Annotated in this window: 20 protein-coding genes and 1 riboswitch; of the genes, 11 read left to right on the top strand and 9 right to left on the bottom strand. The window is 76.0% G+C overall.

Annotated elements, in window-relative coordinates; all coding sequences use genetic code 11:
* Positions 1-6: 6 nt before the first annotated feature.
* Both FB380_RS06560 and FB380_RS06565 read right to left on the bottom strand, forming a co-directional pair.
* Positions 7-531 carry a DUF488 domain-containing protein gene (locus FB380_RS06560; RefSeq protein WP_166754370.1) on the bottom strand — a complete coding sequence of 175 codons (525 nt, stop codon included), beginning with the start codon at positions 529-531 and terminating at the stop codon, positions 7-9.
* Positions 532-539: 8 nt separating this feature from the next.
* Complete coding sequence (locus FB380_RS06565; RefSeq protein ID WP_166754371.1) at positions 540-998, bottom strand: cupin domain-containing protein; 459 nt, start codon at positions 996-998, stop codon at positions 540-542.
* Between the two features lie 73 nt (positions 999-1,071).
* Between FB380_RS06565 and FB380_RS06570 the strand changes: the two genes are divergently transcribed.
* Complete coding sequence (locus tag FB380_RS06570) at positions 1,072-2,976, top strand: hypothetical protein (protein WP_166754372.1); 1,905 nt, start codon at positions 1,072-1,074, stop codon at positions 2,974-2,976.
* Positions 2,977-2,991: 15 nt separating this feature from the next.
* On the opposite strand, the gene FB380_RS06575 is transcribed toward FB380_RS06570, so the two are convergent.
* Complete coding sequence (locus FB380_RS06575) at positions 2,992-3,582, bottom strand: class I SAM-dependent methyltransferase (RefSeq protein WP_166754373.1); 591 nt, start codon at positions 3,580-3,582, stop codon at positions 2,992-2,994.
* A 31-nt stretch (positions 3,583-3,613) separates the two neighbouring features.
* On the opposite strand from FB380_RS06575, the gene FB380_RS06580 reads away from it, so the two are divergent.
* Both FB380_RS06580 and FB380_RS06585 read left to right on the top strand, forming a co-directional pair.
* Complete coding sequence (locus tag FB380_RS06580; RefSeq protein ID WP_188959485.1) at positions 3,614-4,966, top strand: DNA polymerase IV; 1,353 nt, start codon at positions 3,614-3,616, stop codon at positions 4,964-4,966.
* 61 nt (positions 4,967-5,027) lie between these two features.
* A complete protein-coding gene (locus FB380_RS06585; protein ID WP_166754375.1) occupies positions 5,028-5,966 on the top strand; it encodes a tetratricopeptide repeat protein in 939 nt (312 codons plus the stop codon).
* 18 nt (positions 5,967-5,984) lie between these two features.
* Here FB380_RS06585 and thiD read toward each other — a convergent pair whose 3' ends face one another.
* The 3 genes from thiD to thiM all read right to left on the bottom strand — a co-directional run bounded on the left by thiD (position 5,985) and on the right by thiM (position 8,256).
* A complete protein-coding gene (gene thiD / locus FB380_RS06590; RefSeq protein ID WP_166754376.1) occupies positions 5,985-6,803 on the bottom strand; it encodes a bifunctional hydroxymethylpyrimidine kinase/phosphomethylpyrimidine kinase in 819 nt (272 codons plus the stop codon).
* Positions 6,800-7,465, bottom strand: coding sequence for a thiamine phosphate synthase (gene thiE / locus FB380_RS06595; RefSeq protein ID WP_166754377.1), 666 nt, complete (start codon positions 7,463-7,465; stop codon positions 6,800-6,802). The genes thiD and thiE overlap by 4 nt, the downstream gene beginning before the upstream one ends.
* Positions 7,462-8,256: a hydroxyethylthiazole kinase gene (gene thiM, locus FB380_RS06600; protein WP_166754378.1), complete on the bottom strand. Its 795-nt coding sequence runs from the start codon at positions 8,254-8,256 to the stop codon at positions 7,462-7,464. Before thiM ends, thiE begins: the two co-directional genes overlap by 4 nt.
* Positions 8,250-8,343, bottom strand: a riboswitch (TPP riboswitch). (Overlaps the previous gene by 7 nt.)
* Before the next feature lie 76 nt (positions 8,344-8,419).
* Here thiM and FB380_RS06605 point away from each other — a divergent pair.
* The 4 genes from FB380_RS06605 (at position 8,420) to FB380_RS06620 (ending at position 12,356) form a co-directional block, all read left to right on the top strand.
* Positions 8,420-9,034, top strand: a complete 615-nt coding sequence (locus FB380_RS06605) for a hypothetical protein (protein ID WP_166754379.1) — start codon at positions 8,420-8,422, stop codon at positions 9,032-9,034.
* Positions 9,031-10,425 (top strand): LamG-like jellyroll fold domain-containing protein, encoded by a 1,395-nt coding sequence (locus tag FB380_RS06610; protein WP_166754380.1) that lies wholly within the window; start codon positions 9,031-9,033, stop codon positions 10,423-10,425. Before FB380_RS06605 ends, FB380_RS06610 begins: the two co-directional genes overlap by 4 nt.
* 81 nt (positions 10,426-10,506) lie before the next feature.
* Positions 10,507-11,889 (top strand): HNH endonuclease signature motif containing protein, encoded by a 1,383-nt coding sequence (locus FB380_RS06615; protein WP_166754381.1) that lies wholly within the window; start codon positions 10,507-10,509, stop codon positions 11,887-11,889.
* A 20-nt stretch (positions 11,890-11,909) separates the two neighbouring features.
* Positions 11,910-12,356, top strand: coding sequence for a GNAT family N-acetyltransferase (locus FB380_RS06620; RefSeq protein WP_166754382.1), 447 nt, complete (start codon positions 11,910-11,912; stop codon positions 12,354-12,356).
* On the opposite strand, the gene FB380_RS06625 is transcribed toward FB380_RS06620, so the two are convergent.
* Positions 12,353-14,152 carry a helicase gene (locus FB380_RS06625; protein WP_166754383.1) on the bottom strand — a complete coding sequence of 600 codons (1,800 nt, stop codon included), beginning with the start codon at positions 14,150-14,152 and terminating at the stop codon, positions 12,353-12,355. The genes FB380_RS06620 and FB380_RS06625 overlap by 4 nt on opposite strands.
* 90 nt (positions 14,153-14,242) lie before the next feature.
* On the opposite strand from FB380_RS06625, the gene FB380_RS06630 reads away from it, so the two are divergent.
* Entirely contained in the window at positions 14,243-15,085 is an 843-nt protein-coding gene (locus FB380_RS06630; RefSeq protein ID WP_166754384.1) for an alpha/beta fold hydrolase, read from the top strand.
* Positions 15,082-16,803, top strand: coding sequence for a 5,6-dimethylbenzimidazole synthase (gene bluB, locus FB380_RS06635; RefSeq protein ID WP_166754385.1), 1,722 nt, complete (start codon positions 15,082-15,084; stop codon positions 16,801-16,803). Before FB380_RS06630 ends, bluB begins: the two co-directional genes overlap by 4 nt.
* A 21-nt stretch (positions 16,804-16,824) precedes the next feature.
* On the opposite strand, the gene FB380_RS06640 is transcribed toward bluB, so the two are convergent.
* Positions 16,825-18,162 (bottom strand): endonuclease/exonuclease/phosphatase family protein, encoded by a 1,338-nt coding sequence (locus FB380_RS06640; protein ID WP_166754386.1) that lies wholly within the window; start codon positions 18,160-18,162, stop codon positions 16,825-16,827.
* A gap of 188 nt (positions 18,163-18,350) precedes the next feature.
* On the opposite strand from FB380_RS06640, the gene FB380_RS06645 reads away from it, so the two are divergent.
* Both FB380_RS06645 and FB380_RS06650 read left to right on the top strand, forming a co-directional pair.
* Entirely contained in the window at positions 18,351-19,232 is an 882-nt protein-coding gene (locus tag FB380_RS06645; RefSeq protein ID WP_188959486.1) for an AraC family transcriptional regulator, read from the top strand.
* 4 nt (positions 19,233-19,236) lie between these two features.
* On the top strand, positions 19,237-19,650 hold the full coding sequence (locus tag FB380_RS06650; RefSeq protein WP_166754387.1) for a VOC family protein: 414 nt from the start codon (positions 19,237-19,239) through the stop codon (positions 19,648-19,650).
* Between the two features lie 81 nt (positions 19,651-19,731).
* Here the strand turns inward: FB380_RS06650 and FB380_RS06655 are convergent, their stop codons facing one another.
* The gene (locus tag FB380_RS06655; RefSeq protein ID WP_166754388.1) at positions 19,732-23,016 is read right to left on the bottom strand and encodes a DEAD/DEAH box helicase; all 3,285 of its coding nucleotides are present in this window, start codon (positions 23,014-23,016) and stop codon (positions 19,732-19,734) included.
* Positions 23,017-23,070: the final 54 nt, after the last annotated feature.

Below are 23,070 nucleotides of genomic sequence, written 5' to 3' on the forward strand. Positions count from 1 at the left end.
GCCGGTTCACCCGGGCCAGCTCACCTCTCCGTCCGCACCGAGGACGGCGCCCTCGGCGGGCCGGTGCGGGGTCAGCCGGCCGTCGGGCATCACGTGGTCCACCGTCAGCCCGCGGGCCAACACGACCACGTCGGCGATCAGCCGCCGGTGGCAGCGCCACCACACGCTCTCGCTGCACATCACCGCCACGGTGCGGTCGGCCGCGGCGGTGAGCACGTCGCCCAGGGCGTCGGCGAACTCGGCGGTGCGGGTGTGCGCGGCGTACGCGGCGAACTGCGCCACCGTCCACCAGCCGTCGGCCACCGGCTCGCCGGCGAGGATCCGGCGCCGTCCGCCCAGCCGTTCCTCCCAGCGGTAGCCGACGCCCGAGGCGGGGAGCCACTCGGTGAGCGCCTCCCGGCGGACGTCGGGGTTGACCCGGCTGCCCGGGAACCGCCGGACGTCGACGAGCTGCTGCACCCCGGCCCCGGAGAGCCGGGCGAGCAGACGGGCCCGGTCGTCGGGGCCGTGGCCGACGGTGAGCAGCGGCACCGTCGGGCTCAGTCCCGCAGGTTGAGCTGGTCGTGCCGGAGCGCGAACGCGTCGATCTCCTCGACCGACGGGGTGCGCCCACCGGCGTGCAGCTCCAGTAGCCCGGTGAAGTACTCCTCCCGCGGGATGTCGGGTGTGAAGAGGATCTGGAACCGCGCCCCGACGTCCGGGCCGACCGAGCGGAACCCGTGCACCCCGGACCGGGGGACGTAGACCAGGTCACCGGCGTGCGCCGTCGTCCACTCCCCATTCGCGAGCACCGCCAGCGACCCCTCGAGCACGTGGAACGACTCGCTGAACGTGCGGTGCAGGTGCGGCCCGGGGCCGCTGCCGCCCGGGGCCATCGTCACCTCGAACAGCCCGAAGTCGCCGCGGGTCTGCGCTCCGGTGGCGACGAACCGGGTGCGGCCCGCCGACGGCTGGTCGCCCCGCCAGGAGAAGGTCGCCGGGTCGGGGAGGAGGGTCACGCCCCACCCTTACCCACTGTTGTGACCGGTTGCACAGCAGGCTATGAAGAGGTCCCCGATCAATGGAGATCTCGTGACCCCACTGTCCTGGCGACGGACGTCCGCTGCCCTCGTCGGCGCGCTCGCCCTCACCACCGGCTTCTCAGCCGTTGCCTCACCAGCCCTCGCGAACCCGGTCAAGGCCACACCGGTCTCGGTCTTCCCCACCGACGACCTCACCGTCCCCGACCGGGGCCAGCTGACCGGCCGCCGGGTCGCGCTGCCGACCACCGACTGCGGTGCCCCGATCAGCTGCGGCCTGGTGCAGCAGCTGAACCAGCTCGACGGGTTCGACCTCGACCCGCGGATCGCCGTTCAGTACGACGCTGCGGTGGACCCGGCCCAGGCCGCCGCGCGGATCACCGTGCAGGAGGCGCGCGGCGGCTGGCGCACCGGCGTCGACCGCGTCGTCTGGGATCCGGCGACCAACACGCTGTACGCGCACCCGGCCGAGCAGCTCGCCCCGGGCACCACCTACCGGCTGCGGGTGCAGGGCGGCCCGTCGAACAAGGGCACCCAGGAGTCGTTCACCACGATGAGCGCCCCCGACGGCCTGCTCGACCTCCGGCGGCAGATCGACAGCGGCTCCGCCTTCCGGTCCGCCGGGATCGCCGAGCCGGACCTGCGGGTGGAGGGCGCCTTCCCGGCGACCGGCACCACGGTGACCTGGACGCAGGACCAGGGCGCCACCGACGTGACCGCGCCCGTGCTGATCCCGCAGGCGGCGACCGGCGGGACCGTCGTCTTCGGGTCCTACCTGGCCCCCACCTGGCTGACGCCCGACGTCACGATCCCCCAGACGCCGACCCGGGACGCCGGCCCGGCGCCGGTGGGCCAGCAGCGGCTGCCCTTCGTCGCCGTGCTGCCCGCCGGTCCGCCGCCCCCGGGTGGCTGGCCGGTGGCCGTCTTCGGCCACGGTTTCACCGCCAACGACACCAACGTGTTCCTCGCCGCCGTCGCCAACAGCCGGAACGGCATCGCCACCATCGGCACGAACGTCGTCGGGCACGGGTACGGCCCGGACAGCTCCTACACGGTCACCAGCGGCGGCACCACGGTCACGCTGCCCTCCTACGGTCGCGGCGTCGACCAGGACGGCAACGGGGCCATCGCCAGCACGGAGGGGTCCTCGGCCACCGGCGCTGCCGCCGCCCAGTCCTCCCGGGACGCACTGCGGCAGACCGCGGCGGACGTCATGACGCTGATCCGCTCGGTGGGCGGCACGGACGTCGATGGCGACGGCACACCCGACCTGTCCGGCGAGGACGTGACCTACTTCGGCCAGAGCTTCGGCGGCATCTACGGCACCATGCTGACCGGCGCGGACCCGGCGGTGACCCGCTCGGTGCTCAACGTCCCCGGGGGCCCGATCACCGAGATCTCCCGGCTGTCCCCGGCCTTCCGGCCACTGACCGCCGCGGCACTGCAGGCCGCCGGGCTGCTCAACAGCACCGACCCGACCCGGACCTTCTTCCAGGAGCAGCTGCCCCTGCGCGGTGAGGGGCCGGTGACCGTCACCGTCCCGGGAGCCGTGGCCATCCAGGAGTACCTGGCCCGATCGACCTGGCTGTCCCGCCCGGGCAGCCCGGAGACCTTCTCCCCGTTGATCGAGCCGGAGCGGGTCCTCTTCCAGATCGCCTTCGGTGACCAGACGGTGCCGAACCCCACGTCGTACACGGTCATCGACGCCGGCGACCTGTGGTCACGGACCAGCCTGTACCGCAACGACAAGACGGCGAACGCCGCCAACAACCCGCATGCCTTCCTGCTCCAGCTGCCCCTCCCGGCGGCGTTGCAGGGGCAGGCGCAGGTGGCTGCGTTCCTGGGCCGTGCGGAGGTCATCGACCCCGACGGCGCCGGACCGGTGTGGGAGGTGCCGATCAGCGACCCGGACCTGCTCCTGTCGCTGAACTACCCGCAGCCGGCCCTGCGGCCCTGACCGGCTCCCCGGGCGTCACCTCCTGCGCAGCACCGCGACCAGGAAGTCGGCGTCCGGGGAGTACGGCCGCAGGTCCCAGGTGGACAGCAGCACGTCCGGGGTCAGCCCGGCGCCCTCGGCGTCGGCCAGGAACTCCTCGAAGGGGTACCCGCGTCCCGCGCCGAAACCGACCGCCGCCCGGCCGTCCGGGCGCAGGTGGGTGCGGAACCGGCGGAGCACCTCGCCGCGGGTGCTCGGCGCCAGGAAGGCCATCACGTTGCCGGCGCAGACGATCCCGTCGAACTCCTCCGGCAGGTCGAGCTCGGCCAGGTCGCCGACGAGCCAGCGGGGCCCCGGGTGGTCGGCCTCGGCGGCGGCGACGAGCACCGGGTCGGCGTCCACCCCGACCACCTCGTGCCCGGCGTCGAACAGGACGGCGCCGACCCGGCCGGGACCGCAGCCGGCGTCCAGCACCCGCGCACCCCGGGGCAGCAGTGCGTCGACGAGCCGGGCCTCCCCCGCCAGGTCCACGCCCTCGGCGGCCAGCCGGCGGAACCGCTCGACGTACGCGGGAGAGTGCGCCGGGTCCTCCTGGGACATCCGGCTCCAGTTGCTGAGCTCGACCATGCGGCCATCATCGCGCGGCATCATGGGGGGCGTGCGTCGGGAGCCCAGCATCCTGCACCTGGACCTGGACGCCTTCTTCGCCGCCGTCGAGCAGCGGGACAAGCCCTCGCTGCGCGGCCGGCCGGTCGTCGTCGGGGGCACCGGGGGCCGCGGCGTCGTCTCCACCGCCTCCTACGAGGCCCGGGCGTTCGGCGCGCGCAGCGCGATGCCCACCGCCGAGGCGCGGCGGCTCTGCCCGCCCGGCACCGCCTTCCTGGGCGGCCGCTTCGCCGCCTACCGGCGGACGTCGGAGGTGGTGATGGCGCTGCTGCGCGAGCTCTCCCCGCTGGTCGAGCCGGTGTCCATCGACGAGGCCTACGTCGACCTGGCCGCCGGTGACCACGACCTGTCGGTCCCCGGCGTCACCGCGCTGGCCGCTGAGCTGAAGGCCCGGATCGCCGTCGCCACCGGTGGCGTCACCGGTTCGGTGGGGATCGGCACCTCCAAGGCGGTGGCCAAGATCGGCTCGGAGCTGGACAAGCCGGACGGGCTGACCGTCGTCCCGCCCGGGGAGGAGCTCGCCGTCCTGCACCCCCTGCCGGTGCGCGCGCTGGGCGGGGTCGGTCCGGCGACCGCCGAGCGGCTGGCCCAGATCGGCGTCAAGACCATCGGCGACCTGCACCGGCTCTCGCTGGTCGACCTGACCAGCCTGGTCGGCCAGGCGCACGGCGCAGGGCTCTACCGGCTCGCCCGCGCCGACGACGACCGGCCGGTGGTGACCGACCGGGAGGCGAAGTCGGTCAGCGCCGAGGAGACCTTCGCCCGTGACCTGACCGACCCGGCCCGGCTGGCCGCCGAGATCGAGGCGCTGGCGACCCGGGTGGGCAGCCGGCTGCAGCGCTCGGGCACCTCGGGGCGGACCGTGACGCTCAAGGTCCGCCGCTACGACTTCAGCACCCTCACCCGGTCCCAGACCCTGGCCCACGCCGTCGACGACCCCCGGCAGATCGCCGAGGTCGCCCACCGGCTGCTCGGCGCCGTCGACCGCAGCGGCGGCCTGCGCCTGCTCGGCGTCGGCGTCTCGGGGCTGTCGCCCTACGCGCAGGGCGACCTCTTCGCCGAGGCCGCCGGGCCGGCGGAGGTGGTCGAGCCGGTGGAGGTGGTCGAGCCGGCCGAGCCGGTGGAGCTGCCGGCCGACCCGGAGCCGGGGCGCGCCGTCGTCGCCTGGTACCCCGGGCAGGACGTCGTCCACCCCGACCTCGGCTCGGGCTGGGTGTGGGGCAGCGGGCTCAACCGGGTGACCGTCCGGTTCGAGGGGCCGCGGACGACGCCGGGTCCGGTGCGCACGCTGGCCGCCGACGACCCCGACCTGCAGCCGGCCGACCCGCCGGACTGGGCCCCCTGAACGGGTGGGTCCGCCCCTTCGGGGCATGCGCCGGACCCGGTGACCACGACAGACTGCCGACGTGCCCCTGGACCCGGAGAACAGCCCCGACGTCGACGTCCTCGTCGACCGGGGCTGCGCGCTCGCCGACCGGGGGGACCACGAGCAGGCGGTCGAGCTGCTCGGCACGGCGGCAGCGCACGGCGACCCGGTCGCCCTCCGGCACCTGGGCGCCTGCCTGGGCGTCCTCGGCCGCTGGGCGGAGGCCGCCGTGGCGCACCGCCGGGCCGCCGACGCCGGCCAGGACGCCGCCTGGCTGGACCTGGCGCGGGCGCTGCTGCGGCTGGGCTGCTGGTCGGAGGCGGAGACCGCCGCCCGGACCGCTGTCGACCGCGGGGAGCCGGGGGGCTGGGCCGCGCTGAGCGGGGCGCTGCAGGGCCAGGACCGCGCGGCCGAGGCGGAACGGACGTTCCGGGTGGCCGCCGAACGCGGCGAGCACCCGGCCGCGCTGGAGCTGGCCTACCTGCTGCGGTCGTCCGGGCGGCAGCTGGCGGCCTGGCACTGGGCGCAGGTCGCCGCGGACGCCGGCAACCCGGTGGCCCGCGCCACCCTGGCCTGCTGGCGCTGGCAGGAGAGCCACGACCTCGCCCTCGAGCCGGAGCTGCGGGTCGGCGCCGACCACCACCAGCACGCCCGCACCGGCCTGGCCGACCTGCTGCGCAGCACCGGGCGGGTCGAGGAGGCCCGGGCGGTGCTGGAGCGCGGCGCTGCCCGCGGCGAGCTCGCGAGCTGGCTGCCGCTGGGCAACCTGTACCGCGACGAGCTGGACGACGCCGTCGCCGCCGAGGCCGCGTACCGGGCCGGGGTCGAGGGCGGGGACCTGCACGCCCACCACGACCTCGCCGTGCTGCTGCTGGAGACCGGCGACGTCGACACCGCCGTCGAGCACTTCTCCATCGCCGCCGCCGGCGGGGACGAGCTGGCCGCCCGGGTGCTGCGCGAGGTCCTCGGCGACAGCTGAGTCAGCAGCGGCGCAGGCTCACCAGCGGCCGGCGAAGTGGTGCACCGGGCCGTGCCCGGAGCCGACCCCGAGCGACTCCCCGGCCTCGAGCGCGGCCTGCAGGTAGTCCCGCGCCTGGTCGACCAGCGGCGCCCAGTCCAGCTGCCGCCCGGCCAGCCGTTCCCGGGCGGCCAGCGCCGCCAGCGCCGAGGACAGCGTGCAGCCGGTGCCGTGGGTCGACGACGTCGACACCCGGGGGCGCCGGGTCTCCCGCACCCCACCCGCGGTCGCGAGGACGTCGACGCTCTCCTCCCCGCCCAGGTGCCCGCCCTTGAGCAGCACCGCCGCCGGCCCCAGCGCCAGCAGCGCGCGGGCCTGCGGGGCCAGCTCCTCGACCGTCGTCGCCGGCGGCACGTCCAGCAGGGCCGCCGCCTCGGGCACGTTCGGGGTGAGCAGGTCGGTCACCGGCAGCAGGTCGGTGCGGACGGCGTCGACCGCCTCCGCCGAGATCAGCCGGTCGCCGCTGGTCGCCACCATCACCGGGTCGCAGACCACGGGGCCGCCGGGCCGGTCGGCCAGCGCCGCGGCGACCGTCCGCACCACGTCGGCGGTGCCGAGCATCCCGAGCTTGGTGGCGTGCACGGTCACGTCGTCCAGCAGGGTGGCCAGCTGCTCACCGACGAAGCCGGCCGGCACGGGGTGCACGCCGGTGACGCCGCGGGTGTTCTGCGCGGTCAGCGCGGTGAGCACCGCGGTGCCGTAGACGCCGAGCGCGCTGAAGGTCTTGAGGTCGGCCTGGATGCCGGCGCCACCGCTGGGGTCGCTGCCGGCCACGGTGAGGGCCACGGCGGCGGTCATCGGGCCACCAGCTCCCCGGCCATCGCGGCGCGCAGGGTCCGCGCGGCGGCCGCCGGGTCGGCGGCGGCGCAGATGTCGGAGACCACGCAGATGCCGTCGACCCCGGTGCCGGCCACGGCGGCGGCCGTCGCCGCGGAGATGCCGCCGATGGCCACCGACAGCAGCCCCCCGGCGCGGGCCCGGGCTGCCAGCGCGCTGGTGCCGTCGAGTTCCAGGGCGGCGCCGGCGTCCGGCTTGGTCGGGGTGGACCAGACCGGGCTGAGACCGACCAGGTCGGCGGTGCCCGCCGGCAGCGCGAGGACGTCGTCCAGCTCGGCGGTGCTGCCGACGGAGACGCCGACCAGGACGTCGGGGCCCAGCAGCCTGCGGACGTCGACGGCCGGCAGGTCGTCCTGGCCCACGTGCACGCCGTCGGCGCCGGTGAGCAGGGCGACGTCCACGGCGTCGTTGACGAACAGCCGGACCTGCGGGGTCGGCCGGAGCACCTCCTGCACCGCGCGGGTGAGGGCGAGCAGGTCGCGGCGGCCGGCGGTCTTGTCCCGCACCTGCACCGCGGTCACCCCGCCGGAGACGGCGGCGGCGACCACCTCGGGCACCGACCGGGGCGCGCAGAGCAGCGTGTCGGTGACCAGGTACAGCCGCGGGTCGAAGCCGGCCCTCATGCGCTGCGGACGTCGGCGCAGGCGAGCGCGTCGCCGTCGACCGCGTCCAGCGCGTCCAGCCAGAGCGCGGCGAACGTGCCCGGCCCGGCGGCGAGCCCGGCCGCGGCCTCGGCGGCCAGCGCCACGTGCGCGTGCGCGGCGACGACGGCGGTGAGCCGGTCACCGGTGGTGGCGACGTAGGCGGCGACGACGCCGCCCAGCGCGCAGCCGGCGCCGGTGGTCCGGGTGAGCAGCGGGGAGCCGCCGCCCACCCGGACCACCCGGTCCCCGTCGGTGACGACGTCGACCGGACCGCTGACCGCGACGATGCCGCCGGTCCGGCGGGCCAGCTCCCCGGCCGCCTCGAGCGCGGCCTCCGGGGTGTCGGTGCTCTCCACGCCGCGGCCGCCCTTGCCGGCGCCGGCCAGGGCGAGCACCTCGGAGGCGTTGCCGCGGACGACGGCGGGGCGCAGCTCGACCAGGTCGGCGGCGAGCTCGGTGCGGAAGGTGAGCCCGCCGACGGCCACCGGGTCCAGCACCCACGGCGTGCCCACCTCGCTGGCGGTTCGGGCGGCGAGCCGCATCGCCTCGGCGGTGCGCTGCTGCACCGTGCCCACGTTGACCAGCACCGCGGAGGCGACGGCGGCGAACTCACCGGCCTCGGCCGGGTCGTCGACCATGGCCGGTGCGGCGCCGATCGCCAGCAGCGCGTTGGCGGTGATCGTCTGCACGACCGTGTTGGTCAGGCAGTGCACCAGGGGTGCGGAGTCGCGCAGCGCCGTGCCGGCAGCGCGCAGGTCGATGGCGTCCATCGCGGTGACATCCCTTCGCCAGTACCAACTGGAGCAGGTTCGACGGGTGTGCTCTCAGTCCCCGGTGGGACACCCCGTGTCAGCTCGCGACGCTAACACCGCCCCGCTCACCCGGGCGGGTGACGGGGGCTCCACGTCCGGCCGGCCCGGCCGATGGAGCGATGTGAGGTCCCGTCCCGATCGCCCGGCCACCGGTCGCCGTCCGCGGCCCCGCTCGGTGCGCCTGGCCGGCGCCGCCGCCGCGGGCATCGCGCTGGTGCTGGCCGCGGCGCTGGTCTGGCACGGGGCCTACGCCGGGTTCAGTGCCACCACCGGCTCGCTTGCGTTGCCCACCGTCAGCACCGGCACGCTCGCGCTGACCGACGACGACTCCGCCGTCCGGATGTTCACCGCCACGGGGCTGCGCCCGGGGGCCTCGGGCACCCGGTGCGTCGCCGTCACCGCATCCGGGTCACCGGCCACCGTCCGGCTGTACGGCACCGGCCGGAGCAGCACCAACGGGCTGGCCGCCCAGCTGGACCTCGCCATCGCCGTGGGGACGGGCGGCTCGAGCGGCGACTGCGCCGGCTTCACGTCCTCCGCCACCGCCTACACCGGCACCCTCGCCGGCTTCCCCACCGACCGCTGGGCCGCCGGCGTCGGCAGCTGGTCCAGCACCGGCGCCGCGCCCACCACCCGCGTCTACAAGGTCGACTGGACGCTGCGGGCCGGTGCCCCGGCGAGCACCCAGAACGGCACCGCCAGGCTCAGCTTCGTCTGGGAGGCGCGCACCCGATGACCGCCACCCGTTCCGTGTCCCGAGCTGCCGCCTGGCGCCGCGGCAGGTCCGCGCTGGTGCTCAGCAGCCTCGCCCGGGCGCTGCTCGGCACCCTGGCGCTGCTGCTCGCCGTCTCGGTCGCACCCACGGTCGTCGGCTGGGAGACCACCGTCGTCCTCTCCGGCTCGATGGAGCCCGGCGTCTCCCCCGGGGACGTCGCCGTCGTCCGGCCGGTCCCCATCGCCGACCTCGCCGTCGGGGACGTGCTCCTCGTCGACGACCCCGACGCACCCGGCCGGCTGCGGCTGCACCGGCTGGTCGCCGTCGAGGACGGCGGACTCCGGCTGCAGGGTGACGCCAACCCCACGCCGGACCCCCAGCTCGTCGACCCGTCCACCGTGCACGGCGTCGGCGCGCTCCGGCTGCCGGCGCTGGGCCTGCCCGTGCTGTGGGCGGCGGAGGGGCGGGCGCTCCCCCTCGCCGGCGGTGCCGCCCTGCTCGCCCTGGTCGTCGCCCTCGCGCTCGCCCACCGCACGGCCGAGGACGACGACGGGCCGGCGACCGGCAGCGGGTGGTGGGGCGCGCGTCTCGCCGTCCCGGCCGTGGCCGTCGGCCTCGCCGCCCTGCTCGGCCCCCTGCCCGGCACCTCGGCGGTGGGCGCCGTCTTCACCGCGACCACCGCGAACGACGCCAACTCCTGGGCCTCGGTCCGCTACTACACGTGCACCTCGGCCGGCGCGAGCGCGCCCGGGTACCTGGCACTGCAGGAGACCGCCGGGCCGGTCGCGGTGAACAGCGGGCTCTACGCCGGGGCGGTCGACGGGTACTACAGCAGCAGCGGGATCACCTACCGGGTCCCCGGCCCGGCCTGCGGGGGCGACGGCAAGGGGGTCCGGCTCGACGGCGGGTCCGGCCACGTCTACTCGACGACCGCACTGGCGAACCCGCAGACCTTCAGCGTCCAGGTCTGGTTCGCCACCACCACCCGGGACGGCGGCAAGCTCATCGGCTTCGGCAACGGCACCCGGGGCGCCGCCTCCACCCAGTACGACCGGCACGTCTACATGACCGACTCCGGCACGCTCACCTTCGGCGTCTACGACGGGTCGCCGGTGACGACGACGTCGCCCGGCAGCTACAACGACGGCGCCTGGCACCAGATGACGGCCACGTTCTCCCCGGGCACCGGGCTGCGGCTCTACGTGGACGGCGCCCTGGTGGCGAGCCGCCGGGACGCGACCGCGGCCGAGCCGTTCACCGGCTACTGGCGGGTCGGCTACGACACGATCAGCAGCGCGTGGCCCGGGGCGCCGCGGAGCGCGTTCTTCGCCGGGTCGGTGGCGCACGTCAGCGTCTACACCAGCGTGCTGTCGGACGCCGACGTCGCCGCGCAGTACCGCGCCGCCGGCTGACCGAGCCGTGAGCGTTCCCGCGGGAACGCCCCCACGCCGGTGAGCTGCGGTTCTGTCGTACCTCCTGCCTAGCGTCGGGTCATGGGTGCAGTCGTGGCGGTGCGGGACGTGTCGGGGCCGGACGTGGCGGAGCGCGGGTCGGTCGGGCGGTCGATCGAGGAGCTGGCCCGGGAGATCCGGTCCGGTGCGGTGCGGCTGGCGGCGGCGACCGCAGCCTGGTTGCGGCTGGTCGCGGAGTTCGACGCCCGGGAGGGCTGGGGCGAGGTCGGCGTCAAGAGCTGTGCGCACTGGCTGGCCTGGAAGTGCGGGATGGGTCCGGGAGCCGCCCGGGAGCACGTCCGGGTCGCCAGGGCGCTGGGCGCGCTGCCGGTGACGGCGGAGGCGTTCGCCGCCGGGAGGCTGTCGTACTCGAAGGTGCGGGCGATCACCCGGGTGGCCGACGCAGGCACCGAAGTCGAGTTGGTCGAGCTGGCCAGGCACGCCACGGCGTCCCAGGTCGAGCGGGTGGTCCGGGCCTGGCGCCGGTCGGACGCCGTCGATGAGGAGCTCGTCGCGGAGAAGCGGTCCTTCCAGTGGCACTGGGACGCCGACGGGATGCTCGTGCTGCAGGTGCGGATGGACGGCGAGGCCGGCGCCGCGCTGCTGGCGGCGGTCGAGTCACTGGCGGAACGGGACGCCCGCCGGGAACGCGCCGCCGCGACCCGGGCGGCCGCCGCCGACTGCCCGGCGGACCCCGGGACGCCCCCGCGGGAACGCATGAGTGCCCGGCGCTGCCGGGTGTTGGCCCAGCTGGCCGAGGTCGCCGCTGACACCGGACGACGAGCCGGCGACCCGCCACGCCGCGAGGTGGTGGTGCACGTGGACGCCGACGTCCTGGCCACTGACGCTGCCGCCGGGCGGGCACACCTGGAGGGTGGCCCGGCGCTCTCCCCTGCACAGGTGCGGCGGATGGCGTGCGAGGCGTCGCTGACGGTCATCGTGGAGCGGGAGGGCCGGCCGCTCGCGATGGGGCGGCGCCGGCGGCTGGCGACCGCAGCGCAGCGGCGGGCGTTGCTGGCCCGGGACGGCGGCTGCGTGCGACCGGGCTGCACCGAGACCCGGGTCGAGCGGCTGCACGCCCACCACCTGACCCCCTGGCGGCTGGGTGGCCGCACCGACGTGTCGGCCATGGTGCTGCTGTGCGACACCGACCACGGCTTGGTGCACGACGAGGGGATCGAGCTCGCCCATCGAGGTCGGGAGCTGGTCGCACACGACCGGTCCGGGCAGCGGGTCTGGGGTCCGGCCGACCCGGCCTTCACCACCGGCCTGACCACCGGCGAGACGTCGCGGCCGCTCCTGACCCTCGTGCCTGACGCGTCGCTGCCGGACGCCATGCCGGCCGGTGGGGAACGCATGGACCTCGGGCACGTCGTGTGGGCACTGCTGGCCCACCGGGATCACCTGCGGCGGACGGCGTCCTGAGGGCTTGCGACGATGCACGGGTGACCGATGCACCTGCGCTGCGCGAGGCGGCCTTCGCCGAGCTGACCCCGGCCGAGCTCTACGGCATCCTGCGCCTGCGGGTCGACGTCTTCGTGGTGGAGCAGGCCTGCCCGTACCCGGAGCTGGACGGCCGGGACGCCGAGCCGACCACCGTGCACCTCTGGCACGAGTCCGACGACGGCACCGTGCTCGCCACGATCCGGGTGCTGACCAACGGCGAGGACCGGTCGATCGGCCGGGTCGCGACCGCGGAGCACGCCCGGGGTCGCGGGCTGTCGGCCCAGCTCATCGCGCGCGGCATCGAGCTGTGCGCGGGGCGCACGATCGACATCGGCGCTCAGGCCTACCTGGAGGCCTGGTACGAGCGCTTCGGCTTCCGGCGCTCGGGGCCGGACTACGTCGAGGACGGCATCCCGCACCTGCCGATGCGACGGGCCGCCGGCTAGTCCGAACCGGTCAGGGAGATCGCGGGCAGCCAGTCGGCGTCGAGCAGCTCGGCGATCTGCTGCAGCCCGGCGGTGTCGCCACCGGCGGTCGAGCCGGTGACCGCCAGCCGCTCCACCATCACCCGCGCGACGTCCTCCTCCACGGTTTCCTGCGCGAACGCGAACGCGACCCGCCACGGCGAGACCTGGTGGTCGCGGTGCGTGCGGCCCGTGACCTGCCGGGCGGCGATCCCGGAGAACCGCGGCTGGTGGAACAGCCCGACCCGGGGCGTGGTCGACGCGGTGCGCCCGCCGGGCAGCACCTCCCCGGCGTGCAGGCTGATCGAGGCGGTCACGGTGAAGACGCACACCGGCGCCTCCCCGGTCTGGAAGCGCAGCCGCTCGGCCTCGACGTCGAAACGGTCCCGGCCGTAGATCGAGGCGACGGCCACCCCGCCGTCCAGCAGGGCCTCCCGGATCGGGTCGGCCGCGGTCTCGACGAACTCGACCGACACCGCCACTTGCCGGTCGGCCTCGACCTGGGCCTTCACCCAGTCGACGGTGGCCTGCGCCCGGATCAGCCCGGCCTTCTGCCGGAACCGCAGCAGCGCGGCCCGGCCGCGGGCGGTCTCGCGCTTCCGCCGGGCGAGCTGCATCTCCGCGCGGAACTCCGACCACTCCGCCTCGTACTGGGCCCGCTCGGCCGGGGTCAGCTCGACCGGGGTGCCGGTGACCGACACCGGCCCCCAGGGGGCGGGGCGGTGCAGCGTGGCCGGCGGCTCGGTGTCGGCCAGCCAGCTCCGCAGCCGGGCCAGGTCGGCCCGGCGCTCCTCGGCGTCCTCGGTCCAGCTCCAGCCGTAGCGGGCACGTTCCACGTGGAACCCGTGCGCCGCGAGCCGGCCGGGGAGGTCGGTCCAGTCCTTGAGCGGCTCGCCGTGCACGGCGGCGAAGTGCGGGGCGAGGTAGGGCAGCTCCAGTGGGGTGTGCGCCGGGGTCGCGGTGGCCAGCAGCACGTAGGGCGCGTCCTTGACCCGGCCGGCGCCGGACACCGAACGCCAGTGCTTCCACCGCTGCGTGGTGGTGTGCCGGACCATGTGCGCCTCGTCGGCGACGACGACGTCGAACCGCTGCCCGGTGGCCTTCGTGAGCCCGGCGACCTTGCCCAGCCGGTCCCAGGTGGTCACGCACCAGCGCAGCCCGCTGTCGCCGAAGGCCGCGATCGACCTCGCCCAGTGCGGCACGGTGATCGCCGCCGGCCGGTCGGCGACCACGAGCACGGTGCGGACCGGTCGCCGGGCTGCGATCCGGCCGACCGCCAGGACGGCGGTGCCCGTCTTGCCCACGCCCGGGTCGTCGCCGAGCAGGAACATCCGCCCGCCGGCCGCCTCGTGCGCCGCGATGACCGCTGCCCCGGTGACCTGCTCCGGCCGCGGTGACATCGGCCGGCCCGCCGGCACCGGGCGCGGCTCGGCGTTCAGCTCGTCCTCGAGGAACCGCTCCAGGCTGTACGGCGGTGGGTCGTAGGGCGCCAGCGCCGCGGGGAGGGTGGCGCCCACGTACACGTGGGCGGACAGGCCGGCGTGCCAGCTGGCCCCCGGCGCCGGCGCGCGGAACGGGACGGCGAGCACCCAGACCCGTTCCCCCGGACCGGCGACCGGCAGCTCGGCGCCGGCCTTCGGCGCGGCCCGCTTCGGAGCGGCCTTCGTGGCGGTGGCCCTCTTCGGAGCTGCCTTCGCCGGAGCCTTGCGGGTCGCCGTCGTGGTCGTGCGGGCGGTGCTGCGGGTCGAGCTGGAGGAGCGCCGTCGGCGTCCGGGCACGGGTGAACTCCTGGGGGTCGACGACCGGTGACCCGACGCTACGTGCGCCCACCGACAGCCGGGCGCAGCGACATGTGCTGCGATCAGGGCATGACCGAGGACATCCGCCTGTCGGCCCGCACGCTCGGGGACACCGGGCCCCGCGTCGTCTTCGTGCACGGCCTGTTCGGCCAGGGCCGCAACTGGACGACGATCGCCAAGGCGCTGGCCGCCGACGGCCACCGGGTCACCCTGCTCGACCTGCCCAACCACGGGCACTCGCCGTGGACCGACCGGGTGGACTACGGCGACATGGCCGAGTACGTCGGCGCCGAGCTGGCCCTGCTGGGCGAGCCGGTGACGCTGGTCGGGCACTCGATGGGCGGCAAGGTCGCGATGCAGCTGGCGCTGCGCCGCCCCGAGCTGCTGCGCGCCCTCGTCGTCGTCGACATCGCCCCGACCGACTACCCCGAGTCCGGCGGTCGCACCGAGGACCCCGACGAGGAGGCCTCCCCGTTCGCCGCGTTCATCACCGCCATGCAGGGCATGGACCTCGATGAGCTGGAGACCCGGGAGGACGCCGACCAGGCGCTGCGCGCCGCCGTCCCGAGCACGATGGTGCGGTCGTTCCTGCTGCAGAGCCTGGTCCGGGACGGCGTCGGGGAGGGCGACGGCTGGCGCTGGCGGCTGAACCTGGAGACCCTGGCCCGCGACCTGGGCGAGCTGCGCCGCTTCCCCGACCCCCCGCCGGGAGCCAGCTACGAGGGGCCGGTGCTCTGGATCGCCGGCGCGAACTCCACCTACGTGCTGGACGACGACCGGCCGCGGATGGACGAGTTGTTCCCGACGACCCGGCTGGTGCGGGTGAAGAACGCCGGGCACTGGGTGCACTCCGAGCAGCCCGAGGTGTTCCTGGAGACCGTGCGCCGGTTCCTGGCCCAGGTCGAGGGATGACGTGGCCCCGGCCGGTGCCGCTGATCGGCGACGGCACCGCGGCCACCGAGCGCGCCGCCGACCCCACCGGCTGGGCGCTCCCCGAGGCCGACCGGGCGGGGCTGTACCGGGCGGTCGAGGCCCGCCGCGACGTCCGGCGCTACCGCCCGGACCCGGTGCCCGACGAGGTGCTCACCCGGGTGCTCACCGCCGCGCACCAGGCGCCGTCGGTGGGGCACAGTCAGCCCTGGCGGTTCGTCGTCGTCCGCGACGCCGGCACCCGGGACACTGCCGCCGTCCTCACCGACCGGGAGCGGCTGCGCCAGGCCGCGCAGCTCGACCCGGACGCTGCGGCCCGGCTGCTGGACCTGCAGCTGGCCGGCGTGCGGGAGGCGCCGCTGGGCGTCGTCGTCTGCTGCGACCGGCGGGCGCCGGCGGCCGGGGTGCTCGGCCGGGCCACCTTCCCCGACGCCGACCTGTGGAGCTGCGCCACCGCGATCCAGAACCTGTGGCTGGCCGCCCGGGCGGAGGGCCTGGGCGTCGGCTGGGTGACCCTGTTCCGCCCCGAGGAGCTCGCTGCGCTGCTCGGCCTGCCCGACGGCGTCGTCACCCTCGGCTGGCTGTGCCTGGGCTGGCCGGACGAGCGCCCGCCGGCCCCCGGCCTGGAGCGGGCCGCGTGGTCGCGCCGGCAGCCGCTGTCCGACGTCGTCCTGCACGACCGGTGGCCGGCCGAGGACGTCGCACCTCCTCCCTCCCGCCTGCGCGCCCCCGAGCCGGCCGCGGTGGTCGCGGCCCGCGACGGCGCCGACCGGCTGCTGACCCCGCCGGGGTCGCTGGGGGTGCTGGACGGCGCGGTCGCCCGAGCCGTGGCGTTGGGCCGGGGTGACCTGACCGGTGGTGTGCTGCTGCTCGCCGCCGCCGACCACCCGGTCACCGTGCACGGCGTCTCGGCCTACCCCCCCTCGGCCACCCGGGACGTCGTCATCGCCGCGGTCGCCGGGGTGGCGATGGGTGCCACGGCTGCCCGCGCGGCGGGGCTGGGCGTGGTCGTGGTGGACGCCGGGGTGACCGGGCCGGCGGTGCCCGGTGCGGTCGCGACCCGGCCGGCCGACGCCCGCGGCGACCTGGTGACCGGGCCGGCGATGACGGCGGCGGACACCGCGGCGCTGCTGGCGTCCGGCCGGGCGCTGGGCGCCGAGCACGGCCGGGCGGGGCTGGTCGCCCTTGGCGAGGTCGGGGTCGGCAACACCACGGTCGCCGCCGCGCTGGCCGGCGCACTGTTGCACGTGGAACCAGCCGAGCTCGCCGGGCTCGGGTCCGGGGCGGACGCGGCGATGGTCGAGCGCAAGCGGGCCGTCGTGGCCGCGGCGCTCGCCCGGGCCGGCACCGACCTGGACCCGGTGACCGCGCTCGCCGAGCTGGGTGGCCCGGAGCTGGCGGTGCTCGCCGGGGTGGTGCTGGGGGCGGCGGAGGCTGGGGCGGTCGTCGTCCTGGACGGGTTCGCCACCGCGGTCGCCGCGCTGGTCGCCGTGCTGCTGGAGCCGGCGGCGCAATCGGCGCTGGTGGCCGGGCAGCGCAGCCGGGAACGCGGCTGCGACGCCGTCCTCCAGGCCCTCGGCTGTGAACCGCTGCTGGACCTGCGGCTGCGCGCCGGCGAGGGGGTCGGCGCGGTGCTCGCCGGCGGGCTGCTGCTGCAGGGCCTGCGGATGCGCCGGGAGACCGCCCGCGTCGATCGCTGAGCGGCCTCCCGGCGGGGTGGGTCAGCGGTGGTGCCAGCCCCGCAGTGCGACGTCGGCCCACACCATCCGGTGGTCGGAGCTGGGGAAGCCGTTGGTGAACTGCGGGTCGTAGACCCCGGTCAGCCGGGACAGGGGGTCGTCCAGCGGCGGCCAGAACACCCCGGCGTCGAGGACCTTCAGCAACCGCGACGGCAGCACGTAGTCCACCCGGAGGTTGCCCGGGCCGAACTCGCCGTCCGCGAAGTCGGCGGTGTCGTACCTCGGGTCGCCCTCGTGCTCGAGGTTCGCGCCCCCCTGCAGCGCCGTGGCCTCCACGGCCCCCTCGCTGGCCGGCTGCGGGTCCCGGACCTGGCGCAGCTCGACGACCTGGTCGGCCGCGCCGGGCACGCCGTTGCCGTCGTCGGCCGGGTCGGCGTTGAGGTCACCCATGATCACGAACGGCTCCCACCACGGCAGGCCACCGGTCGTCCCCTCGTCGTCGTAGATGTAGGAGCCCGCGCCGGGGGTGACGTAGTCGGCCCAGAACCGGATCTCGTCCGCATTGCGCAGCCCGTTGCGGTCCTCCGGCCCGTCGAAGCTCGGCGGGGTGGGGTGGCTGGCCAGCACGTGCACCGTGCGCCGGCCGATCTGCACCGGGACGTCGACGTGGTTCTTGCTGGACAGCCGGAAGACCTCCAGCTCCTCGGCGGAGTAGAAGTCGGCCGGCTCGGGGGTGGCCGGGTCGTCGGGCAGCCGGGCGCCGGGCATGTCCGCCCACCGGAACTCCTGGAACGTGCGCACCTCGTCGGTGTCGATCGGGTGCTTCGACAGCACCGCGAAGGCGTACTGGCCGGGGAACGTGCCGAAGCCGAACGAGTCGTCCCCGTAGGCCTGCCCCTCCGTGCCCACCGTGCCGTCGTCGTTCAGGTCGAAGCCGCTGGCCACGCCGGTGTTGGAGGCGAAGACCATCGCGTACGGGTACTCGATGGGCTCGGCCTCCTCCCCCACGGGTCCCTGGGCGACGCCGAGGAAGTTCTCCTGGAACCGTTCCAGGGCCAGCCCCTCGGCGTCGAAGTCGAACTCGTTGAGCAGCAGCACGTCGGGTCGCTGCCGCTGCCGCTGGATGACCTCGGCGACGTTTCGCACCTCGGCGTCCTGCGGCTCGTCGTCGGCGTCGGCCAGGTCGGCGGCCAGCTCTCCCTCGGTGGTGCGGAACATCGAGACGTTGTACGTGGCGAAGCGGACCGGCTCGATGGCGTGCCCGTGCCCGTGGCCGCCCGCGGCGGCCGGGCTCGCGGTGAGCAGCGGGACGGCGACTGCGGCCGCGAGGGCCAGGGCGCCGGTGGAGGCGCGTGTCGCGCCGGGACGGGAGGGGTGCACGAGGACCTCCGAGGGGACGGGGCGCCGGGGTCGACGCTCATCGACACGGTGCGGGAGACGGGTGGCGGCCGGGCGACGGGGCCGCGAACCGCTGGTGGTCGACCGCGTGGCGGTGACGGAGCGCAGGGCGGCCTACCCGCGCGTCGCGATCTCTGGAGGTGTCGGGGCGGTGCTGCCATCCTCGGACCGTGACCAGCGAGTTCCTCGCCCACCGGCCGCACCCGGCCCTGCGCGGGCTGGTCGCGATGATGGTCGGCTACCGGCAGACGGGGCTCACCCCCGCGCTGCACCGGGGCCTGCCGTCCCCGCACCTCACGCTGATCCTCACCCTGGACGAACCGCTGGAGTTGGTGGCCCATCCCGACCCGGGGCAGCCGCCCGGGAGCTGTGCGGCACTGGTCGGCGGCCTGCACACCCGGCCCGCGCTGATCGCCACCGGCACCCGGCAGGCCGGCGTCCAGGTGTCGCTGACGCCGGCGGGTGCCCGCGCCCTGCTCGGCGTTCCCGCGGGAGCGCTCCGGTCGCGGGACGAGCCCCTCGCCGACGTGCTGGGCGGCCCCGCCGCGGAGCTGCTCGACCGGGTCCGCGGAGCGGGCAGCTGGCCCGCCCGGTTCGCCGCGGTGGACGACGTCCTGGGCCGGCTCGCCCTCCGGGACGCGCCCGGAGCCGCGCCCGAGGTGACCCACGCCTGGCAGCTGACCACCGGGTCGGCCGGGCGACTGCCGGTCGCCACCGTCGCCGCGACCGTCGGCTGGTCCGAGCGGCACCTCCGTCAGCGGTTCACCGCCGAGTTCGGGCTGAGCCCCAAGGAGGCCGCCCGCGTGGTGCGCTTCGACGTGGCCCGCCGCCGGCTGGGCTCCGCGGTCGCCCGCGGATCGGATGTCGACCTGGCCGGACTGGCCGCCGGCGCCGGGTACGCCGACCAGGCCCACCTGACCCGGGAGTGGCGGGAGCTCGCCGGGCTGCCGCCCCGCCGGTGGCTGGCTGCCGAGCACCAGCTGCTCCGCGCCGACGCCGACGACCCGCTCCGATTCGTCCAAGACGGCCCCGCGCCCGTGTCGACATCCTGAGTCCATGACCGATACCGCTCCCCCACCCACCGTCTGGCCCGCCTTCCGCGCCCGGGACGCCCGAGCCGTGATCCGCTTCCTCGTCGACGCCCTCGGCTTCGAGGAGACCGCCGTGTACGCCGACGGCGACGTCGTCCAACACGCCCAGCTGGACTGGCCGCCCGGCGGCGGGGTGATGCTGGGCTCGGTGCGCGACGTCCCGGACGACCCCTGGCCGGCCACCCCGGGCACCGCGGCCGCCTACCTGGTCACCGACGACATCGCGGCGGTGCACGCCCGGGCGCGCGCCGCCGGTGCCGAGGTCGTCCAGCAGCTGCACGACACCGGCTACGGCGGTCAGGAGTTCGCCGTCCGCGATCCCGAGGGCAACCGGTGGAGCGTCGGCACCTACCGCGGCGAGCCGCGGCGGGCCCGCTGAACCGGGTTGAGCCGCGCGACCTGACGTGGAGCCGTGCCGTGACCCGGCTCCACGTCAGGCGGCCCGGGCCGAGCGGGTGGGCTACCCGAACAACCCCCGGACGTCGTCGGCGGTGAGCGCGCCGGAGGCGAGCGCGCCGTCGTCGACGACCCGGGAGAACAGCGCCTGCTTGCGGGCCTTGAGCTCCATCACCTTCTCCTCGATGGTGCCCACGGCCACCAGCCGGTAGACGATCACCGTCTTGTCCTGGCCGATCCGGTGTGCCCGGTCGACGGCCTGGGCCTCGCTGGCCGGGTTCCACCACGGGTCGAGCACGAACACGTAGTCGGCCTCGGTGAGCGTCAGCCCGAAGCCACCGGCCTTGAGGCTGATCAGGAACACCGGCGCCGTCCCGGTGCGGAACTCCTCGATCCGGGCGTCCCGGTCGCGGGTGCGGCCGTCCAGGTACACCCAGTCGACCCCCTCGGCGGTCAGCCGTTCCCGGACGGCGCCCAGGTACCGGGTGAACTGGCTGAACACCAGCACTCGGTGGCCCTCGGCGACCACCTCGCGCAGCTGGTCCAGGAAGGCGTCGGTCTTGCTGGCCCGCACGTCGGCGTAGGCCGGGTCGATCAGGGCGGGGTCCAGGCTCAGCTGCCGGAGCAGGGTCAGCGACCGGAAGATCGTCATCCGGTTCTTCGACATGTCCTCGACCAGGCCGAGCACCTTGCTCCGCTCCCGCTGCAGGTGGGTCTGGTACAGCTTCTCGTGCCGCGGGTTGAGCACCACCTCGAGCACCTGCTCCTGCTTGGGCGGCAGGTCGGCGGCGACCATCTCCTTGGTCCGCCGCCGCACCAGGGGGCGGATCCGCCGGCGCAGCGTCGCCAGCTTCTCCGCGTCGCCGTCCCGCTCGATCGGGATCCGGTAGAACTCGGTGAACCGCTCCGGGTCGGGGAAGAGCCCCGGGGCGACGATCGACATCAGCGCCCACAGGTCCATCACGCTGTTCTCCAGCGGCGTCCCGGTCAGCGCCAGCTTCACCGGCGCCGGCAGCCGGCGGGCGCACTGGTAGGTGCGGGCCTGGTGGTTCTTCACGAACTGCGCCTCGTCCAGCACCAGCGCGCGCCACGGCAGCGACGTCCAGGCGTCCTCGTCGATCCGGAACAGCGCGTACGAGGTGAGGACGACGTGCGCGCCGGTCAGCTGCTCGGCCAGCGGCACCCCGCGCTTGGCCTCGGTCTCGGCGACGGTGACCACCCGCAGCCCGGGGGCGAACCGGGCCGCCTCCCGCGACCACGTGGAGACCACGCTGGTCGGCGCCACCACCAGCACCGGTGCGTCGTCCAGCTCGCCGGCCTCGTGCGCCCGGACCAGCAGGGCCAGCGTCTGCAGCGTCTTGCCCAGCCCCATGTCGTCGGCGAGCACCCCGCCCAGCCGGTGGTCCCAGAGGAACGCCAGCCAGCCGTAGCCCTCCCTCTGGTAGGGCCGCAGCTCGGCGGCCAGCCCGGCCGGGACCGGCGGCGGCTCGGTGTGCTCGACGTCGATCAGCCCGCGCACCTCGCGGGTCCAGCGTTCGCTCTGCTCCTCGACCACGCCGAGCCCCAGCAGCTGCTCCCACAGCCCGGCGTCGAACCGGCTGACCTGCACCTCGTCGCCGGGCACGTCGCGCAGCTCGCGGGCCTCCTCGATCAGCAGCCGCAGCTGCTCGAACTCGGGGCGCTGCAGGGAGAACCAGGTGCCGCTGATCAGCGCCAGCCGGGTGCGCCCGGCGGCCAGCGCCTGGAACAGGGTGGCGAACGGGACGTGCTGGCCGTCCATGGTCACGGTGATGCCGAGGTCGAACCAGTCGGACTCCCGGCTGTCCCGGGCGGTGAAGCTGATCTGCGGCGCCGAGGTGGTCTGCCGGTAGTCCGTCGGCGTGCCGACCACGGTCACGTCGACGTCGGGGTCGCCGCGCAGGGCGGGCAGCACCTCGGTGGTGAACTCCAGCGCCTCCATCCCGGCCAGCTCGACGCTCTCGGCCAGCCGGCGCTCCGGCGTCCACAGCTCGGGCACCCCGCCGACCGGGCCGGGCAGCGCCTCGACGAGCAGCTGCTCGGCGGCCGGATCGCGGCCGTCGCCCGGACCGGCCGGCGCGTGCAGGGCGAACTCCCGGTCGGGGCCGTACCGCACCGACCAGGCGACGCAGACCGTGGCGTCACCGGGATAGCGGACCTCGGCGGCCAGCCGCGGCGGGAGCACGTCGGGCAGCTCGACCGAACCGTCGGCGGAGATGACCGGCACCGCCCGGCGCAGCCCCGGGTACCAGTCCCGCCGGAAGCGGTCGACGTCGTCGGCCGGGATGCCGATCACCCCGCCCCGCGCCACCAGGCCGGCCAGCACCGGGGGCACCGGGGAGTCGAGCCGGGCCAGCACCAGGCCCGGCGCGCCCTCGGGTGCCTCGTCGCGGGCCGGACCGTCGACGGTGACCCCGTGCGGGGGCACGCCGAGGAAGGAGAGCGCGCCCGGGTCGACCGTGCGGCCGTCGACCCGCAGCACGGCCTGCAGCTCGGTGCGGTCGCCGTCGTCGCGGAGGTCGACGGCGACGTCGGCGTCGTCCCGGGCCAGCACCACCGGGCGGGGCGGCCGGTCGGCGGTCACCAGCGGGACGCCGTCGGCCACCGCCTCCCCCAGCAGCCGCCAGAGGCCGGGGCCGAACTCGTGCAGGTACACGTCGACGGGGGCGTACGAGTAGAACTGGTTGCGCGCCGCCTGGTGGGTGGCGTGCAGCGCGCGCATCGCCGCCACGTGGGCCGGGTCCCAGCCGGCGCGGCTGTTGTCGTACTGCAGCTGCCGCCAGGAGATGCCGGTGCGCACCCACTGCCCCCGCTTGCCGGGCACCACCGGTCGGAGCCGGACCAGCCGCTGGCGACTGCCGGGCGCGCCGACCGACGCCCGGCCCCGCCCGGGCTCGGGCTCGACCAGCTCGAACTGCAGCGCGATCGGCACGGTGGCCGGTGCGGGCTGCCCGGCGGCGGTGACCAGCTCGGCGAGCTCCTGCTCCCACGTGGGGGGTGCCGGGCGGGCCGGTCCCGGGCCCCCGGGCGCACGCTGGATGTCCGGCCGCAGGTGCAGCAGCACGGCGACCGCGTGCTTGCAGTCGTCGCCCACCGGGCACGTGCAGGCCGCGGCCCAGCCCATCCGGCCGCCGTCGGTGCGCACCACCGTCGTCCGGTACGGCACCTCGGCGCTGCCCTGCACCAGCCCGGTCAGCCGGCGGGCGTCCTCGGCGACCCGCACGTCGAGCACGGCACGAGCCAGGTACGGGCGGGCCCGGTCGAGCACGTCGGCGCCGACGGCGTCGGCCAACGCGGCGTCGGTGACCATCTCCCGCCAGTCGCCGAGCACCCGACCAGGCTACGGGCGGGCACCGACGATCCGGTCGACGCGGCGTGGGCGGCG

Origin of the sequence: Modestobacter marinus, assembly GCF_011758655.1 — a bacterium.
Lineage (GTDB): Bacteria > Actinomycetota > Actinomycetes > Mycobacteriales > Geodermatophilaceae > Modestobacter > Modestobacter marinus.